Source organism: Bdellovibrio sp. HAGR004 (assembly GCF_055397015.1).
Map to the genome: position 1 here is coordinate 2825213 of NZ_AP029176.1, position 17025 is coordinate 2842237.

Annotated in this window: 16 protein-coding genes; 4 read left to right on the forward strand and 12 right to left on the reverse strand. The window is 49.4% G+C overall.

From position 1 onward, the window contains the following. Positions 1–21: 21 nt before the first annotated feature. Together ACZ5ZV_RS14140 and ACZ5ZV_RS14145 are read right to left on the reverse strand one after the other, a co-directional pair. On the reverse strand, positions 22–735 hold the full coding sequence (locus ACZ5ZV_RS14140) for a TrmH family RNA methyltransferase (RefSeq protein ID WP_464117784.1): 714 nt from the start codon (positions 733–735) through the stop codon (positions 22–24). A 21-nt stretch (positions 736–756) separates the two neighbouring features. Continuing rightward, a complete protein-coding gene (locus ACZ5ZV_RS14145; protein ID WP_464117786.1) occupies positions 757–1965 on the reverse strand; it encodes an acyl-CoA dehydrogenase family protein in 1209 nt (402 codons plus the stop codon). Between the two features lie 174 nt (positions 1966–2139). On the opposite strand from ACZ5ZV_RS14145, the gene ACZ5ZV_RS14150 reads away from it, so the two are divergent. Further along, entirely contained in the window at positions 2140–3240 is a 1101-nt protein-coding gene (locus tag ACZ5ZV_RS14150; protein WP_464117788.1) for a competence/damage-inducible protein A, read from the forward strand. 3 nt (positions 3241–3243) lie between these two features. Here ACZ5ZV_RS14150 and ACZ5ZV_RS14155 read toward each other — a convergent pair whose 3' ends face one another. The 3 genes from ACZ5ZV_RS14155 to ACZ5ZV_RS14165 all read right to left on the reverse strand — a co-directional run bounded on the left by ACZ5ZV_RS14155 (position 3244) and on the right by ACZ5ZV_RS14165 (position 7370). Continuing rightward, positions 3244–3609: a hypothetical protein gene (locus ACZ5ZV_RS14155; RefSeq protein WP_464117790.1), complete on the reverse strand. Its 366-nt coding sequence runs from the start codon at positions 3607–3609 to the stop codon at positions 3244–3246. Positions 3610–3772: 163 nt separating this feature from the next. Then, positions 3773–4966, reverse strand: coding sequence for a S1 RNA-binding domain-containing protein (locus tag ACZ5ZV_RS14160; RefSeq protein ID WP_464117791.1), 1194 nt, complete (start codon positions 4964–4966; stop codon positions 3773–3775). A 109-nt stretch (positions 4967–5075) separates the two neighbouring features. Continuing rightward, complete coding sequence (locus tag ACZ5ZV_RS14165) at positions 5076–7370, reverse strand: vitamin B12-dependent ribonucleotide reductase (protein WP_464117793.1); 2295 nt, start codon at positions 7368–7370, stop codon at positions 5076–5078. 184 nt (positions 7371–7554) lie between these two features. Here ACZ5ZV_RS14165 and ACZ5ZV_RS14170 point away from each other — a divergent pair, with 184 nt between their 5' ends. The 3 genes from ACZ5ZV_RS14170 (at position 7555) to ACZ5ZV_RS14180 (ending at position 10781) form a co-directional block, all read left to right on the forward strand. After that, positions 7555–9081 carry a hypothetical protein gene (locus ACZ5ZV_RS14170; RefSeq protein WP_464117795.1) on the forward strand — a complete coding sequence of 509 codons (1527 nt, stop codon included), beginning with the start codon at positions 7555–7557 and terminating at the stop codon, positions 9079–9081. A 77-nt stretch (positions 9082–9158) separates the two neighbouring features. Continuing rightward, complete coding sequence (locus tag ACZ5ZV_RS14175; protein WP_464117797.1) at positions 9159–10346, forward strand: cysteine desulfurase family protein; 1188 nt, start codon at positions 9159–9161, stop codon at positions 10344–10346. Between the two features lie 108 nt (positions 10347–10454). Then, a complete protein-coding gene (locus ACZ5ZV_RS14180) occupies positions 10455–10781 on the forward strand; it encodes a HesB/IscA family protein (RefSeq protein WP_464117799.1) in 327 nt (108 codons plus the stop codon). Between the two features lie 55 nt (positions 10782–10836). Here ACZ5ZV_RS14180 and ACZ5ZV_RS14185 read toward each other — a convergent pair whose 3' ends face one another. The 7 genes from ACZ5ZV_RS14185 to ACZ5ZV_RS14215 all read right to left on the reverse strand — a co-directional run bounded on the left by ACZ5ZV_RS14185 (position 10837) and on the right by ACZ5ZV_RS14215 (position 16977). Then, positions 10837–11646: an alpha/beta fold hydrolase gene (locus ACZ5ZV_RS14185; RefSeq protein WP_464117801.1), complete on the reverse strand. Its 810-nt coding sequence runs from the start codon at positions 11644–11646 to the stop codon at positions 10837–10839. A gap of 61 nt (positions 11647–11707) precedes the next feature. Further along, positions 11708–12364 carry a 2Fe-2S iron-sulfur cluster-binding protein gene (locus tag ACZ5ZV_RS14190; RefSeq protein WP_464117803.1) on the reverse strand — a complete coding sequence of 219 codons (657 nt, stop codon included), beginning with the start codon at positions 12362–12364 and terminating at the stop codon, positions 11708–11710. A gap of 56 nt (positions 12365–12420) precedes the next feature. Continuing rightward, positions 12421–13641, reverse strand: coding sequence for a tyrosine--tRNA ligase (gene tyrS / locus ACZ5ZV_RS14195; protein ID WP_464117805.1), 1221 nt, complete (start codon positions 13639–13641; stop codon positions 12421–12423). A gap of 138 nt (positions 13642–13779) precedes the next feature. Beyond that, on the reverse strand, positions 13780–15345 hold the full coding sequence (rny, locus tag ACZ5ZV_RS14200) for a ribonuclease Y (RefSeq protein WP_464117807.1): 1566 nt from the start codon (positions 15343–15345) through the stop codon (positions 13780–13782). A gap of 7 nt (positions 15346–15352) precedes the next feature. Then, on the reverse strand, positions 15353–15916 hold the full coding sequence (locus ACZ5ZV_RS14205) for a 5-formyltetrahydrofolate cyclo-ligase (protein WP_464117809.1): 564 nt from the start codon (positions 15914–15916) through the stop codon (positions 15353–15355). Positions 15917–15942: 26 nt separating this feature from the next. Further along, positions 15943–16251, reverse strand: coding sequence for a cell division protein ZapA (locus ACZ5ZV_RS14210; protein ID WP_464117810.1), 309 nt, complete (start codon positions 16249–16251; stop codon positions 15943–15945). A gap of 135 nt (positions 16252–16386) precedes the next feature. Continuing rightward, positions 16387–16977 carry a hypothetical protein gene (locus ACZ5ZV_RS14215; RefSeq protein ID WP_464117811.1) on the reverse strand — a complete coding sequence of 197 codons (591 nt, stop codon included), beginning with the start codon at positions 16975–16977 and terminating at the stop codon, positions 16387–16389. Between the last annotated feature and the right edge of the window lie 48 nt (positions 16978–17025).

Here is a 17025-nt window from a genome sequence, read left to right on the forward strand (position 1 = left end):
CACTATCTGACTTTTAAAAGGCTATGCCAAAATGCCCCGGCTGAACATTTCTTCCAGATACTTCGCCGCACTGTCTTGTGTGCGCATATAGTAGTGAGCACGCAGGATTCCCTGCTCTTCTTCCGTCAAAGAGGCATTGGCCCCCAGACGCTTCAGACGATCCTGAGAGATATGGTATAAAGCCAAAGCACCGGCGACAGAGATATTAAAGCTCTGTACAAAACCGGTCATGGGAATAATCACAGTTTCATCAGCGGCCGCAACCATTTCTGGAGTCACACCGTCGCGCTCATTGCCAAGCACCAGAGCGGTTTTGCCACTGAAATCAATTTCATGCAGAGGTTTGGATTTGGCATCCAGATGGGTCACATAGATCTTGCAGCCCTGGTCTTTAAGAGCCTTCACACAGTCGGCGGTCTTCTTCCATTTTTTGACCTCGACCCACTTATCAGCCCCTTGGGTGACACGATTGGCTTCTTTGAATTTTTCCTGGGTTTCAATCACATGGAAGTTACCAAAACCCAGGCCTTCCGCACTTCTCATCACCGCGGAAATATTCCCACGGTCATAAATCCCCTCAAGCACGACTGCGGTGTCGAAGTTGCGCAAGGACACAACTTTTTCGATTTTTTCGCGACGCTCGTCCGTCAACAGGGGCCCGATCTTATCAAGAACGATTTTGTAGTTCACAAGCAGATCGGATTTGATTTCAAGTTCGGGCCCGTAAGGGAACATGCTGACCTCGTCGATGCAGGACTATTTGTAAAGTGCTTCCGGATTTTTTGCCAAGTCGCGAGTGATGTTCTTTTGGTGTGCTTCCAAAGTACCGCCACCGATTTCAAGCAGCTTCGCGTCTCTCCAAAGTCTTTCCACCACGTACTCACCCACATAACCGTATCCACCCAGAACCTGGATTGCACGGTCAGCCACGTTTTTCGCCATGGTTGTCGCCACCAGCTTAACGCCATCAGAATCCAGACGGTTGCCTTCTTTGTTCAAATCCATGCGACGTGCTGTTTCGTAAACATAAGCACGCGCCGCTTTGTATTCCGCATAGGAATCAGCGATGTAGCGTTGCATTTGACCGAAGTGGTTCAGGGATTTTCCGAATGCTTCACGCTCTTGTGCGTAGCGGTTCATAATCTCGATTGAACGTCTTGCAATACCCAAGCTCATCGCCGCCAAAGTCAGGCGCTCGATTTCCAGGTTGCGCATCATGTGCAGCATGGAATCACCTTCGTGACCAATCAACGCACTGGCTGGCACATGGCAATCCTGGAAAACCAGTTCTGCGGTGTTGGAACCACGCATACCCAATTTGTCTTTGATCTTCTGGCCCACGGAGAAGCCCTTGTGATCTTTTTCAACCAAGAAAGTGGAAATCAAAGCACGACCGTGTTTTTCACCTGTGCGCGCATAAACCAGAACCAGGTCACATGGAGTGTTGTTTTCATCAATGGTCCCGTTGGTGATCCACATCTTGCGGCCGTTGATCACGTACTCGTTGCCTTTTTTCACGGCTGTCGTTTGCATGCCCAGAACGTCAGTTCCGACTGCGGGCTCAGACATCGCCATAGCGCCCACCCATTCACCAGAGCAAAGCTTTGGCAAAATACGCAAGCGTTGTTCATCACTGCCGTTCACCGCGATGTTGTTCACACACAGCATGGAGTGCGCCAGATAAGCCAGACAGAAACCTGGGTCAGCAGCAGAGAATTCCTCATGCACGATGGTTGCTGCAGTGGCATCCATTCCCGCACCACCAAATTGTTCGGGAACTGTGATGCCCAAAAGTCCTAGCTCGCCCACTTTTTTGAACAAAGCCAGATTGAATTTTTCGCTGCGATCATATTCATGCGCCTGCGGTTCAATTTCCGCTTCAGTGAAAGCCTTCAAAGTTTCACGCAACATAGCGTGTTCAGGTGTTGGATTGTAAAGATCAAATTCTTTCCAATTGAAAGACATAAAGCGACTCCTTGAATCGAGATGCATACTGTCAGGCGAATCTATGAAGAGACCGCCTTCGGGGCAAGGGTTAGACCACAATAATGCGCCGCATTTCAAGCATTTAGCAAGAGGTACTAGACGCTGATTATGCCTTGGAATAGTTTTTTAGGTGCGCCTTAAGGAGAATCACAAATGAAAGCCGTCGTTTTGGGTATTGGAACAGAGCTGACCGATGGGCAGATTGTAAACAAAAATGCTTCTTGGATCTCCAAAAAACTCAAAGACCTGGGGCTGACGACCCAAGCTCATTTAGTGGTGCCCGACGAACGCGATCTGATGCTAGAGGGGATTGAGTTTTGCGCACAAAAAGCAGATTTGATCTTTATCACCGGGGGACTGGGCCCAACTTCAGATGACTTCACCCGGGATGTGGTGGCGGACTGGGCTAACAAGAAACTCGTCTTCGATGAAAGCTCCTGGCAGCATGTGAAAGACCGCCTGACATCGCGTGGGTATGTTGTTAAAGAAATCCAGAAACAGCAATGCTTCTTCCCCGAAGGGGCCCAGGTGCTTCCCAACAAAGAAGGCACGGCCAATGGTTTCTTCCTGGAGGCTCATAGCAAAAAAGTCTTTGTCCTGCCGGGACCTCCCCGAGAAATCGAAGCTGTCTGGAATGCGAGCATCACCCAGTGGCTGCAGCAGAACACCCAAGGTCTGGATCCTTACATCACACGCAAATGGGATACGATCGGCATTGGCGAATCCGATGTGGCTATGATCGTGGAAGAAGTTTTGCGCGGGATCAAGGTGGACAAGGGCTATCGCGTTCACCTGCCGTATGTCGAAATCAAGGCCTCGTTTCACCGCACTCGAGAGCAGGAGCTGCAAGCACCGCTGGAGCATCTGACGGAAGCCCTGCAGTTTTGTACGATCGCCCGTGATGGTGACGACGTGGCCGAACTTTTCGCCGAAAAACTTCGAGAGATCAAATCCATTTGCGTGATCGATGAGGTCACGGGTCAGTTTCTGATGAACCGTCTGATGCCGGTCTTACGCGGATTTATGACAGATCAACTGTGGAGCTTTTCAAAATCCCGGGAAGTCAAAAGCCCTGCGGACCTGCATCTGCACCTGCTTCCCAAGGACGAACACAGTTGCGAGGTCAGTCTGGATTACCGCGGACGAAAGGTGAAAGACTTCATCACAAGTCCCTATAAAACCATGAACATGAAAGAACGAAGACACCAGTACTTTGCCGAAATGGCGGTGATCTTCTGGCTGAAAAACCTATGAGGATCAGCCCGCCCTGCGGAAGCCACTGAAAAGCTTTTCGATAAATCCCTGCTTGGTCCAGTTTTCTGGTGCCTCGATCAGACGAAGATAGTTCTGATCTGCATAACGAAGATGATCATAGATCATGGCACAGGCATCTTGAGCCGAGGCATATTCCGAGGCCTTGATGCTGTTTTTATAAAAGTCCCCGACGATGTCGATACTGCCGTTGGGATTCAGAAAGACCTCGATCACACCAAAATCGAAGTACATCTTGCGCTCCAGCGGACGCAGCTTATGACCTTCAAACTTAAAATGTTGAAAAACCCATTTTTCTTTGGCTGCCTCAAGCAGCTTGCCCTCGATATAGGCTGTGATCTTGTTGCTCATAATCAATCCCTCAGTGGTACGTTCAAGCGAGGTCTCCGACTGATACACTTATCGGCTCACCGAGCAGTTTTATTGAGGGGGTGGGCCCAAATATGAGAAAAACCCCTGTATATTCCTATACAGGGGTTTTTTCGCGGGAAAATCTTAAGTTTTTTTAAGCGTTTTACTTTTTTAGATTCAGCCCTTTCAGAGCTTCCGCCATAGCCCCCAAACCAGAGGCTGCAGTGGAATGAGACTTCCAGCTGGTGTCTTCCACTTCGCCAGGAAGCCCCAAGGAGATTTTCTTTTCTTCGAAAAGAATTTGATCCACCTGAACAGTCACATCATCACCACGCTTTTTGTTTTCATATTGAGCGGCATCCACAGAGTCACGCCATTTTGAACGTGGCAATAGACCCGTTACACCCGGAGCGATGTTCACAAAAAGACCATAGGTTTCTTTCTTTTCCACTTTCCCCTGCACCACGGTGCCCACTGGGAACTTCTGAGGAACCGTCATCCAAGGATTGCCCGCCCCGTCAGCCTGTTTCAAAGAAAGCGAAATCTTCAGTTTTCCGTCGATTTCTTCCATCTTCAAAAGTTTCACCGTGACCGGTTGGCCAGGCATCACAACTTCTTTCGGATCATGAACGCGAGACCAGGACAGCTCAGAAACGTGGATCAACCCTTCGATACCGGATTCCAGCTCCACGAACGCGCCGAATTTTTCAAGACGCACGATCTTACCCTCCAACAAAGCTCCCGGCTGGTGCTTCAACATGAAGGTGCCTTCGTTTTCGGCTTTTTGCAGATCCAGAACCTTACGACGGGACACAACGATGTTGCGGCCTTTCGGATCCAACTGCGTGATCATGAAGTCAAATTTCTTACCCACGTATTCGTTGGCATCCTGAACAAAGCGACTGTCAATCTGACTGATCGGGCAGAAAGCTGTTTTACCCTGGATGCTGACACGGAAACCGCCGTTGCAAGTTTCAGTCACACGGCCTTCCACCGGAAGCTCCATATCGAATGCATCCTCCAAGGAATCTGTGGAGGCATTCAAAGAACCTTTTTTTGCCAGACGGACTTCACCACCCTTGATCGCCGTCACAACACAGTCGATATAATCACCGACTTTGTATTTTACTTCCTTGTTTTCATCCAAAAGATCCTTCGTCAGGATCATACCATCGGTCGGTGTTCCGGTGGAAACAAAGGCTTCTTCTTTCCCGATAGAAAGAATCTCGCCATGAACTTGGTCCCCCACATTCAAACGAGTTTTCAAACCCTTTTCAGATTGAGCAAAAAGTTCTTCAAAAGAAGCGAAGTCCTTTGTTTCAGGAACATCATCACCAAAAATATCTTTTTTAGACATAAAGCAGTCCTTAAGTTTAAAGAGAGGATAGAGAATAAAGGCAGCCCACCCCTTTGACCAGCACCGCCGCACAAAGCCATAGCCCCTTCCCCTGGGCTTTACCCCCGCTTTAAGAGCAACCGACAGTGCTGCCGCAGTTGGGGCAGCGATAACATCCGCTAGTTAGCACCGTGTCACTCCCACACTCTGGGCATTTCATGGTGAAATTCGGCACCGACACCTCTTCAACCACCTTCGGTTTTTCCTTCAGATTCAATGGCTGGCTTTGCTTGCTGCCGTCCCGATAGACCGCCACAGCCTTCACGCCCAGCTCCCAGGCCAGGAAGTAAATGCGACTGATATCGTCTTCGGTGGCCGTGCTGGGCATATTGACCGTTTTTGAAATAGCTCCACTCACAAAAGGTTGCACCGCCGCCATCATCAGGACATGGCTTTCTGGAGAAAGGACGCGATGACCCGGCGGAGCTGTTGCACAATCGAAAACCGCCACATCCTCAGGGCGTATGTGAGGTGCGCCCACAACTGAGTTGTTTTCCTCGATATACTTCAAAATTGCCTGGCGCTCTGGCTGTGGATATTCCAGTGCTTGCAAGGCCGTATCAACAGATTGATTGACGATTTGAATCTCACCGCCGCCGACAAGTTTTTTAAATTTGATCAGCGAAAAATCCGGCTCGATCCCCGTGGTGTCACAATCCATCAAAAGGCCGATGGTTCCCGTCGGTGCAATCACCGTCGCCTGAGCATTGCGATAGCCATGCTTTGTGCCATTGTACAAGACACCCTTCCAAAGATTTTTAACAGCCTTGTCCACTCCGGCCGGCAACAAACGCCAAGGAACTTTCCCCACGGCCCGCTCATGCATCTTCATCACCTTCAGCATACTGGAACGGTTGCGACGGAAGCCGTCAAAAGGCCCTTTGGCCCGCGCCATCTCCGAACTGGTCAAATAGGCGACACCCGTCATCAAAGAGGTCAAGGCTCCAGCCCAGGCTCGGCCTTCCTCGCTGTCGTAAGGAATGCCTTTTCTCATCAACAAACTTCCCAGGTTGGCAAACCCCAGCCCTAAAGGTCGATAGTTGTGAGAATTCTGCGCAATCTTCAGCGTCGGATAACTGGAATAGTCCACCAGTATTTCCTGAGCGACAAACAACGTGCGTGCAGTGTGAATGAAAGCTTCGAAATCAAAGTCTCCAGAGTCACCAAGGAACTTTGCCAGATTGATTGAAGCCAGATTGCACGCGGAATCATCCAGGAACATATATTCAGAACAAGGATTGCTGGAGTTGATCACATCTGTTTCAGAACAGGTGTGCCACTTGTTGATCGTGTTATGAAACTGAATTCCCGGATCCGCACACACCCACGCCGCCTTGGTGATACGCCCCCAGACTTCTGTGGCCGGGATTTCACGCAAAGATTTTCCCGTCATTCGGGCTTTCAGTTTCCACGGACGATCCTCCTTCACCGCCTTCATAAAGGCATCCGTGACACGCACAGAGTTGTTGGCATTCTGACCGGAAACAGTTCTATAGGCCTCGCCTTCAAAATCCGCACTCAAGCCCGCGGCAATCAATAGATGCGCCTTTTGCTCTTCCCGCATTTTCCAGTCAATAAATTCCAGAACCTCGGGGTGATCAATGTCGACCACCACCATCTTTGCCGCACGCCGAGTGGTGCCACCGGACTTAATAGCCCCCGCGCCACGATCCAAAACCTCAAGAAAGGAAATCAGACCAGAACTTTTGCCACCCGACCCTGTGGTTTCATATTTGCTGCGAATTTTGGAAAAGTTAGTGCCCGTCCCCGAGCCGTACTTAAAGAGCTTTGCTTCGGTCTTGGCCAGATCAAAGATCCCTTCGATACTGTCGTCCACACTTTGAATAAAGCAGGCAGAACACTGGGGACGCTCGTAAGCATTCGCCGTCGGTTGAATGGACTTTTTCTTTTCATCCCAGGCAAAATGCTCGCTGGGGGAATCGGCCTTGTAGGCCTCCCACAGGCCGGCATTAAACCACACCGGACTGTTGAAAGCGCCCCGCTGGGACAGCAGGATGTATTTCAATTCCTTCCCAAAGATGTCCGCTTCTTTGCGTGAGCTAAAATAGCCACCTTGCTTTAACGCCGAGGCTACAATCGCTTTCACCACCCGATCCACCATCTGACGAACCGAAGTTTCATGCTTCGTTCGTGGCACACCCACCTTCCTAAAGTACTTGCTGGCGGCAATATCAATTGCCAGTTGCGACCAGCCTTCCGGAGCCTCCACATTCTTCATCTCAAAGAACGTTTCCCCTTTACGATTGCGAATTTCACAATGGACTCTTTTCCAGGAAAACAGGTTTTCGGGATTCTTGCCAACAGGGACAAAGTAAGACGGACAGTGCAGTGTTTTATTTTTCATGATTACAGTCTAGTGGGACTTTTCGGGACAGCCAAGCAAGAAGCCCCTCACACATGTTCGAAATCCCCACCGCCCAAAGGCCGGAGCTAGGTTAAGCCTTTGCAACATGTCTTGCCTTTAATCCTTGAAGCTTGTCCAGGGCTGTCAGCAAACCGTTAAGAAAGAATCAACACAGGGGTGGGGAATGAGTCAAGACCCGGTAAAAAAGAAGCTCCTCATTATTAAATCAAACCCGGCAAGCCTGGGGGCCGTTGAGGGTTTTCTTCGCAATCGCGATTGGACCATGAAATCCACAACCAATCTTAAGGAAGCCCTGATCTTCCTTGTTCAGGAACAACCACAGTTTGTTCTGGTCAGCATCGACCATCCCAACCGCAAAGTTCGTAATTTACCCAAAATTTTGACTCAAGCATTTCCAGTTTGTGTGATCGCATTTGCAGAAAGTAACTCTGCAGCGTCCTTCACTTTGCTCAATAGCTGCAACACCGAATACGTTCTTTATCCTCCCGTCACCGGGCCCGCCGTCGAGAGGACGGTCAACAAATACTATAAAGATCAACAGATCCGCGAAAGCTCCGCCGGCTTTAATCGTGGCGCTGGTCCAACAGAAGGCACCGACGGAGTCATCTCCATCAAAGGCCAAGGCGCTGCTGGGGATATGACCAGTGCCCACAGCATTCTGCAACAACTTCTCAGTGGCGACGAAATGAGCGCCATGGCCAACGGCCCAAGCGGTTCTTCTGTGAGCGGCATGATCCATGGTGCCGACCAAAACTCCTTGAATGGAATGATGACGGGTCCGGCTTCGACGATGGCGTCGCATCCATCTGCCACAAACAACGGGCTGGGGCCGGAATGGGCCCGCCAACAATCCCCGGTGGACGACCCCTCTTTGGGCTCGCCTACTGGCAGCGGCCCGTTGCGAAATAACGGCCCCTCCTGGGCCCCGATGGAGGGACGCAAAAAGAAAAAGGATCGCACCACCCCGGAACAGATTGAAGAAAATCCGGCGGCCTCCAAACAGGACTCGATCATTCTTCGTGGAGCGAAAAACGCCCTGGACAAGTCGTGCATCAAAACTTCTTTTGCTGAAGCGGAGGCCATTGAGGACTCCACCAACACTTCGTGCATCGTGGTCGAATCCCCGCGTTTTTCAGGTTACCTGATCACCGCCATGGGGAAAGATCGCAAGATCGATGACAGTTTTATCAACAAAATACGTGAAAGACTTTTCCGCTTTCTGAAAGAAAACGGTGAACACATCGAAGACAGTGATCCGATGCAGTTGAAAATCAAAGAGGTCCCGTTTGAGGATTGGGCCCTGGCTCAAGCAGAATTCCTGCGCAAATCAGTGCATGAAGGACAGGAAGTGGCCATGGCCTTCTTCCCCTGCCCGGATGTGAAAATCTGCACCGGAGCCTCTGCTGATGAGGAAATGGCCAGTATTCATCTGAATGAACTTGCCGGTGATGTGGCCGTCGAGTTCAACGTTTACATTTATCTGCCTAAGAATAACAAATACGTCCTTTACACGCCCCGAGGCAGCAAGTTCTTCGCCGTCCAAAAAGAGCGACTGCAAAGCCAGGGCGTGTCCAATTTGCATATTCTCAAAGCTGAAATTCAGGATTTGGACAAATACCGAGCCCAAAACTTCCTGAACGAAAAAATCCAGCTTTTTGAGGAAAAACTGAAAGAAAAAGTTCCCGCCTAAAGCACGCCAAGGCGCACTTTCCTGATTTTTTATTGACCCCGCGCCCGCGCAAGGTTTAGCTCTTAGGACATATGGAAATGAGCTCCGAACGTCCGATGGGAACTACTTTGCAACAAGACAGCGCTATTTATCTGGATTACAACGCCACGACTCCGGTGGACCCAAGGGTCTTTGCTGCCATGGAGCCCTATTTTAAAGATCTCTTCGGTAATCCGGCCAGCGCAGGTCATCACTGGGGTTGGGTGGCGGAAAATGCCATCGGTAAGGCGCGCACACAAGTGGCCAGCCTGATCGGAGCCCGTCCGCTGGAAATCACCTTCACGGGCGGCGCGACAGAATCCAATAACTGGGTGATTTTCGGTCTGCTTTCCAAACTTCGCGAAGAAAACCCCACGGCTCCGATTCATTTTATCACCAGCCAGATTGAGCACAGCTCGATCATGAAGGCCATGGCGGCTGTGCAAAAGCAAGGGGTCGAGGTAGATTTTCTTCCCGTGAACAAATACGGACAGGTCGAACTTGAAACAATCAAAAAGGCCATCAAACCACACACGAAGTTGATGAGCTTTATTTGGGTCAACAACGAGATCGGCTCTATCAATCCGATTCCGGAAATTGCACACATCGCACGGGAACATCAGATTTATCTGCACACCGATGCAACTCAAGCCGCGGGGAAAATCCCCGTGAATGTGACTGACATGGGCATTGATTTGATGTCTTTCTCTGGTCACAAAATTTACGGCCCTAAGGGGGTCGGTGCCCTTTACATTCGCGGCAAAGACCCGAAGGTTCAACTCAATCCGCTGATCTATGGTGGCGGCCAGGAACGTGGTTTGCGCTCTGGCACCGTCAACGTGCCCGCCGTCGTCGGTTTCGGAGTGGCTTGTGAAATCTGTCAGCAGAATCTGACTGCTGAAACTCAACACATGACCGAACTTCGCAACTTCCTATGGCAGCAGCTTCAAGAAGCCATTCCAGGAGTTCACTTAAATGGCCACCCTACAGAAAGATCTCCGGCCAATTTGAATATCACTTTGCCGGGTATCAAAACTGAGCAGATTCTGCCTCGCCTGCAAAAGCTGGGAGTCAGCACGGGGTCCGCTTGCGGCACCGGAGCCATGGTGGTCAGCCATGTTTTGCGTGGGTTGGGACTTTCCACCGACGAAGTGCAGTGTTCTTTGCGTTTAAGCCTGGGCCGCTGGACAACACAGGAAGAACTGACGAAAGCAGCCCAAATCCTGAAGAACGCCATAAATAAGTAGTATTTTCGTATATTTACACATATCAACCCGAGGCTTATTTGAAGCCTCCCAACCCCTTGACAGCTGTGTTATACTACCCCCATCGTACAGTGGTTAAAGGAGTTCGCCATGATTAACATTTCACCTGAGGCAGCACAGAAGCTTGCGACATTAAAAAAAGAAGAAGGCAAAGAAGAGGCCGCATTCTTGCGTGTGGAAGTCAAAAAAGGTGGATGCTCTGGTCTGTCTTATAAGATGGATTTTGATACTGTCACCCGTGAAGGGGACAAATTCTTCGAATCTCACGGTCAGAAAGTGGCTGTTGATTCCCAAAGCATGCTTTACCTTCTGGGCATGACGCTGGAGTATTCCGGAGGACTTAACGGCAAAGGCTTTGTCTTTAACAATCCCAATGCAAACAAACATTGCGGTTGCGGTTCCAGCTTTAACGTTTAGTTATTGAATTTAAAGATTGAGATGCAAAAGAGAGCTTTGTATGAGCTCTCTTTTTTTATGCGGCAACAGCGGTGCTGATAAACTCTTGAATCAGTCGTGCCACTTCTTCCGGCTTTGTCTTAATGGCCAAGTGCCCCGCCCCGGTCAGGGCCACCACGTCCTCACAGCCAATATGGCGGGCAAATTGCCGATAGGCTTCCTGATTAAACAGCAAGTCCTGCTCATCGAAAATCAGACGACAGTCCCCACGGTAAGTGTAAAGACGCGTGTTCCAGTAGGCCCAGTCCTCTGACCGAAGAATCCATGAAAAATGATGAATCATATGAGCCACAAACTGCAGTTTGCGTCCCTTCAACGTTTCCACCGACACAGCCCCTTCGCTGCGTTCATCACGGAAAATCTGCGCCGATCTTTTCAGGAAACTTCGCCCTATGGGTGTCGACAGCATCACATAGACACTTTTCAGATTCAGTGGAATCGAGAAGAAAAATTTCAACTCTTTAGGCAGGAAATAACGAATAGGGTCCGTCACCATCGGATTGATCAAGACCGTCTTTTTCACAAGATGAGGATGGTGTGTTGCCAACCCCCAACAAAGGGCCCCACCATAACTTAAGCCGGCCACATTCACCCGCTGATTCGGGAAGTTTTCCTGAATAAAGCGCGCCAGCACTTCAATTTGCACTGTGAAAAACAGCTTATCGCTGCTCATATAAACATGGCTTAGATTCGGAACGACCACCCGATAGGTCTGCGACAGGGTTTCCGCAATGGAATCCCAATGGTGAACACTTCCTCCATAACCATGAAGAAGTATAAGCAGCGGCCCCTGTCCCCGTTCCCGGAAAGTGATCTTGTGTGACATCCATGAAACGTATCGGTAAAGATCTGTTTACAGGACACTGCGCTTAAGTCCAGACCGCAGACTATTTCTGCGGCTTTCTGTCTTGCTGCTGATTCTGTTGTTGTTGTTGCGTTTTCTGCTGCGGCTGTTTTTGCTGCTGCTGTTGACGAGGCCCCTGATTCTGACCTTGGTTCTTCCCGGCCTGAGCCTTCTGCTGATTCTGCTGCTGCGATTTTTGCTTTTGCTGCTGTTGTTGCTTTTGCTGCGGTTTTTGCTGCTGCGGCTGAGGGCGTTTTTCGTCCCCTTGCACTTGCGGCTGAGCCTGGACTTTGTCCTGGATCGGCTTATCTTCCGGCTTTTCAGTCAATAGCATCGTGTCGTTCACAGCCTTGGATTCGATGTGCTTGTTGGCACGGAAGCCGCGAATCTTCTTGGTTTGGTTCTCGATACGCTCCACTTGCTCAGTCAAATCCACTGTCACGTCACCATAACAATGAACCTGGCAGCTCAAGCGACGACCATCGATAAAATGACTGGTCCCGATCAAATTCAGCTCGGCCTTGTTCGGAGGAAGAATATTGGATTCCCCCTCTGTGATGCGGACACGGCATTCCGCACAGGATGGGACACCCTTGCAGATCGAGCGGATCTCAATCTTATTTTCCGTCGCAATCTGCAAAAGGCTCTTATTGGGAGTTCCTTCGACTTCGATATTCTGAGGGAAAAATTTGATTTTCATAACCAAGATCCTTTGAAACAAACAAGCTCCGGGCCATTCCTCTGGCCCAGGGCACATTACTTAACTACGATTTTAACAAACTTCTTTTTACCAGCTTTAACTACAAAGCTTTTGCCGGAAAGCAGATCCATCTTCAAACGAGGATCAGAAACCTTTTCCCCATCAATCTGAACACCGCCCCCTTGAATCAAACGGCCCGCTTCGCTGTTAGAAGCAGCCATACCTGCTTTGACCAACAACGCCGCAAAACCAACTTGAGACTCTGGCGCAACTTCAAAGTCAGGAACTTCATCCGGCAGACCTTTTTCAACAAAGATGCGGTTGAATTCGTCTTCCGCCGCCTGAGCCTCTGACTGGGAATGGAAACGTTTAATCAGGAACTTCGCCAGCTCCACTTTCACCGTTCTTGGGTGTTTGCGGCCTTCAGCCACATCGGTCTTCAACTGTGCCAATTGATTGCCCGTGATATCCGTCAGAAGTTCATACCAACGGAACATCAATTCATCAGAAATTCTCATGGTCTTACCGAACATATCCTTCGGCGTATCAACCACAGAGATATAATTATCCAAAGACTTGGACATTTTATTCACGCCATCGATACCTTCCAAAATCGGCATCGTCAGCACACACTGAGGCTCCTGACCGTAAGTACCCTGCATCGCACGGCCCACCAGAAGATTGAACTTCTGATCAGTCCCCCCCAGCTCCACGTCTGTTTTCAAAGCCACAGAATCGTAACCTTGGGTCAGTGGATAGATAAACTCATGAATACCAATTGGAGTTCCTGACTTATAGCGCTTGGTGAAATCCTCACGCTCCAGCATCTGAGCCACCGTGTACTTGGAAGTCATCGTAATGAACTCCGCCGGATTCATTTTCATGATCCAGGAAGAGTTGTACACAATCTCGGTCTTGTCCGGGTCCAGAATCTTGAAGATCTGCTTGGCGTAAGTCAGACCGTTTTGTTCGATCTCTTCCCGAGTCAGCATCGGGCGAGTTGTGTTCTTTCCAGACGGATCCCCGATCATCGCCGTGAAGTCCCCGATCAGGAAGGACACCTTGTGCCCCAGGTCCTGGAAGGTCTTCAGTTTGTTGATCACAACCGTGTGCCCGATATGAATATCCGGACGAGTCGGATCCGCACCCAATTTAATATTCAAAGGCTTGTTGGTTTCTTTGGAACGCTTTAGTTTTTTAAGCATGTCCTCGTCGCTGATAAACTCAGCGACACCGAACTTGATTCTTTCTAACTGTTCTTTAGGGTCTAAAAACATTTACCTAACTCCAATTAAGTCCAGTCTTCGCGGCCAGGGCCGCTGCGACATCCTCGCCGTGGGCGGTTTTAGTCCAGTCTTCGCGGCCAGGGCCGCTACGACATCCTCGCCGTAGGCGGCATCCTCCGCGTCCGCGGATTATCTCGCGTGCTCCACGGAGCGGGTTTCGCGCACGACGGTGACTTTGACTTGTCCTGCCTGAGGGACTTCGCGTTCGATCTTGCGAGCGATATCGCGAGACAACATGACGGCCTGATCGTCAGTCACTTTCGCAGATTCAACCAAAACGCGGATGTCTTTACCCGCCTGCAACGCCAGAGTTTTCAGAACGCCGTCGAAGCTGTTACCGATGCTTTCAAGGTCTTCCAAACGATGGATGAAGGAATCCATTTGTGGACGACGAGCCCCCGGACGGGACACAGACAAGGTGTAAGCCGCATGAACAATCCACGCCAGGATTGAGTGCGGTTTTTCTTCTTCGTTGTGAGCACGAATCGCGTGGCACACATCTTCAGATTCGTTGTATTTTTTAGCAGCCTCAGCACCAACAAAAGCATAACTGCCTTCAACGGTGTGATCGATTGCCTTACCAATGTTGTGCAAAAGACCTGCACGGCGAGCCAGCTTCACGCTGACCCCCAGTTCCGCGGCCAGAAGACCCGCAATCGTCGCCACTTCCAAGGACTGATTCAGGGCGTTTTGCCCCTGATAAGAACGGTATTTCAGACCACCGATGATCTTGATCAGTTCCGGGTGCATGTTTGGAATACCCAGTTCCATCACGTGGCGCTCGCCCTCTTCTTTGATGGACTTCATCAGCTCGTTACGTTGTTTTTCAGCGACTTCTTCAATACGCGCCGGATGCACACGACCGTCTTCCATCAGTTTTTCAATTGTACGACGGGCCAGTTCGCGACGAACCGGATCGAAGCCGGAGATAACTACCGCCTCTGGCGTGTCATCCACGATCAGGTCCACACCACAGTGAGCTTCCAAGGTACGGATGTTACGACCTTCACGGCCGATAATTTTACCTTTCATCTCGTCATTTGGCAGAGCCAGAACGCTGACAGTTCTTTCAGAGGTGTATTCAGAAGCAAAACGCGCCAGAGCCGTCGCCAGAATACGCTTGGCTTTAACTTCAGATTCTTTTTGAGCTTCAGCTTCAATCTGCGCAATTTTCTTCGCAGCTTCCTGCTTGGCTTCATCTTCCAAAGCAGTCAAAAGCTGACGACGGGCTTCATCCTGGCTCATTGCTGCCACTGACTCCAGCTTGTTCTTCAGCTCAATCGCGTGCTGTTCACCTTTTTTCTCAAGATCTTTGATACGGTTTTCAGAGATCGCCACTTTTTCTTCGCGATCCTTCAAGGAATTCAGATATCTTTCGTTTTCTTCCATCTTTTGTTTGAACTGATCTTCGACCTCTTTCAAACGACGGTCCAACTGGGCTTCTTTGTTTTTTAATGTGGATTTTTGCTTGTGGATGTCTTGTTCGACATTCTTGCGGGCGCGGGATTCAAAGTCCTTGGCTTTATTTTCAGACTCTTTTTTTAGCTTAGCAGCCTCAGCATTGGCTTTGTTGATGATTCGTTCCGCTTCAAAGCGAGCTGATTTCTTTTTATTGTTATCCTGCAGACGCTTGATAACGAAAACAACGGTGGCACCAATGAACAGGCCAATAATGGCGCTGATTACGATCTCCATGATTCATTCACTCCTGATACTTCTTGCAATCGACCCAGCCTGATTCTGTGACAAGATAATCCATCACCACATCATGAGGCTCGGTAGGAAGCGGATCTGCTGCGACTTGAAAATCAAAACAAATTCCGACCTTGATCCCCTGGTAGTCTTGCAGAGTTTTGTCATAAAACCCCTTACCCTTACCCAGGCGATTGCCATTCTTATTAAAAACCAAACCGGGAATAAGCAGTCCCGAAATCTCGGGAAGGAATCTTTGCACAGAGCCGGGCTGAGGTTCCCAGACTCCAAAGGGGCCCAGAACAAAATCCCGGGTCTCAAAGAATTCCAAATGCCCCTCGATCATTTTCGGAAAGGCCCAGCGCAAGTGTGGGATGTGAAACACTTCCTCGACCTGCGCCTCTTCCGGCAATGCCCGATAGGCTCCCCACACGCCCGCCTGCGATTTTAGAAAATCGTGCAAGTGAGCGTTGAGCTGCTTTTGATGTTGAACAAGACCTTGCGCAAACTCTTGAGCGCAAAGAGATTTAAAGAAGGACCGACAGTCCTTTTTAGAGCTCCAGGAAACAGACATGGACACTCCAAGAAATCAAAACAAAGTCAGTTGTTCAAAACCTTGTTGCTCTTGGAATTTTCTAGATCCATTGAAAGCTGCAAAGCTCTTTCCTCAAGTTTTTCCAACTCGCGGTGCGCCTTACGTTTCAATAGAATAAGTTCTTCGGCAAGATTCATCGCCGTGAGTACGGCCGCATTCTGGAAAGAGCCATTCTTTGTAAGAGACATGGCTTGATTCATCCTGTTGTTTACAAATTCAACGAGCTCCTCAACAGTCGCGTCGTCGTGAGAGGTTTTTAATTTGTAAGGGACACCCGCAATTAGGAAATTGTAGGTTTTTTTCTCAGATGTCACTAGCACCTCAACAGCTGCAGAATCTATGGGGCCTAAATCGGCCAGTAAAAATGCCTAAACCTTTTAAAACTCTAGAAAAATTCCTAGATCAACACTCTTAAAATTATATCCCTAAAAGGTCGATATTCAACAGATTTATTTTTTAGAACAGGTGCATATAATGCCGAGATTCTTCTGATTTTCACACACGATGGACCGACCGCCCGGACCGTCGTTCAGCTCATACTCGATGACATCCTTGAAGTTGCGCATATACGACGCAGAAACCCCATTAAGCTTCGTGTCATTATAGGAGTATTCATCTGTTTTGATCACGGAATTCAGCAGAAAGTTATTGATGGTGTCTTGCTTGGGATTGATGCGCTGATTCTCAGTCAGCTTAACATCCGTCACCACACCCTTTTCGTCGACCTGTTGCAAGATCAACTCTGTCTGGACCTTTTTGGCTCCGGAAAACTTGGTCCGCAAAATCAGGTTCATCGCCTGTTTTTCTGCATCCAGATAGTGGATCTTTCTTTGACGCAGCTGCGACTGGGACGTCACAAACTTTTCATCAGCAATATCCTTCAGACGGTTTAAATCCACCTTAAAGGACAGCTTTTCATCTTGAAGTTCAGGGAAGCAGCGCATGAGATTTTCATACGATACGGAAATAGGCTTCACGCCCTGGGCCGCCACTGACAGCGGCCCCAACACCAAAATCAAACCAAGTACGTTCTTGAGCATGTACCTAGGGTATTGAAAAGACCCCAGGGGTTCAATCAAAAACCAAGA

Bases quoted from the DNA above. Each gene is read 5' to 3' on its own strand.
- ACZ5ZV_RS14215 (WP_464117811.1), bottom strand. From the start codon at position 16,977: ATGCTCAAGAACGTACTTGGTTTGATTTTGGTGTTGGGGCCGCTGTCA.
- ACZ5ZV_RS14150 (WP_464117788.1), top strand. From the start codon at position 2,140: ATGAAAGCCGTCGTTTTGGGTATTGGAACAGAGCTGACCGATGGGCAG.
- rny (WP_464117807.1), bottom strand. From the start codon at position 15,345: ATGGAGATCGTAATCAGCGCCATTATTGGCCTGTTCATTGGTGCCACC.
- ACZ5ZV_RS14170 (WP_464117795.1), top strand. From the start codon at position 7,555: ATGAGTCAAGACCCGGTAAAAAAGAAGCTCCTCATTATTAAATCAAAC.
- ACZ5ZV_RS14205 (WP_464117809.1), bottom strand. From the start codon at position 15,916: ATGTCTGTTTCCTGGAGCTCTAAAAAGGACTGTCGGTCCTTCTTTAAA.
- ACZ5ZV_RS14145 (WP_464117786.1), bottom strand. From the start codon at position 1,965: ATGTCTTTCAATTGGAAAGAATTTGATCTTTACAATCCAACACCTGAA.
- tyrS (WP_464117805.1), bottom strand. From the start codon at position 13,641: ATGTTTTTAGACCCTAAAGAACAGTTAGAAAGAATCAAGTTCGGTGTC.
- ACZ5ZV_RS14175 (WP_464117797.1), top strand. From the start codon at position 9,159: ATGAGCTCCGAACGTCCGATGGGAACTACTTTGCAACAAGACAGCGCT.
- ACZ5ZV_RS14180 (WP_464117799.1), top strand. From the start codon at position 10,455: ATGATTAACATTTCACCTGAGGCAGCACAGAAGCTTGCGACATTAAAA.
- ACZ5ZV_RS14185 (WP_464117801.1), bottom strand. From the start codon at position 11,646: ATGTCACACAAGATCACTTTCCGGGAACGGGGACAGGGGCCGCTGCTT.
- ACZ5ZV_RS14140 (WP_464117784.1), bottom strand. From the start codon at position 735: ATGTTCCCTTACGGGCCCGAACTTGAAATCAAATCCGATCTGCTTGTG.
- ACZ5ZV_RS14155 (WP_464117790.1), bottom strand. From the start codon at position 3,609: ATGAGCAACAAGATCACAGCCTATATCGAGGGCAAGCTGCTTGAGGCA.
- ACZ5ZV_RS14165 (WP_464117793.1), bottom strand. From the start codon at position 7,370: ATGAAAAATAAAACACTGCACTGTCCGTCTTACTTTGTCCCTGTTGGC.
- ACZ5ZV_RS14190 (WP_464117803.1), bottom strand. From the start codon at position 12,364: ATGAAAATCAAATTTTTCCCTCAGAATATCGAAGTCGAAGGAACTCCC.
- ACZ5ZV_RS14160 (WP_464117791.1), bottom strand. From the start codon at position 4,966: ATGTCTAAAAAAGATATTTTTGGTGATGATGTTCCTGAAACAAAGGAC.